The 269-nt window shown below is 68.0% G+C and carries 1 pseudogene; it reads right to left on the bottom strand.

What is annotated here, in order from left to right:
- Positions 1–269, bottom strand: a pseudogene (locus FOI68_RS23750) (hypothetical protein); the annotation flags it as partial.

The following is a 269-nucleotide window of genomic DNA, read 5'->3' as shown; positions in this document are numbered from 1 at the left end:
GCCTGCTGCGCGTACCCGCCGCCCAGGGATGCGGAATAGCCGCCTTGGTTCAGTTGGCGCACTTCCTGCACGTTGGTGCCGGCAAAGCCAGGTTGAAACACGGCCTGCGCGCCGCCCCCGAACGACTGCCCGAACGACTGCTGGGGCTGAGCCTGCTGCGCGTACCCGCCGCTCAGGGACGCGGAATAGCCACCCTGGTTCTGCTGGCGCACTTCCTGTACGTTGGTCCCGGCGAATCCGGGCTGGAACACGGCTTGGGCGCTGCCGAA

Origin of the sequence: Brevibacillus sp. LEMMJ03, from assembly GCF_007197875.1 — a bacterium.
GTDB classification, from domain to species: Bacteria; Bacillota; Bacilli; order Brevibacillales; family Brevibacillaceae; genus Brevibacillus; species Brevibacillus thermoruber.
The sequence above is the reverse complement of the archived record's forward strand: the minus strand, read 5'-3'. Positions and strand labels throughout refer to the sequence as shown.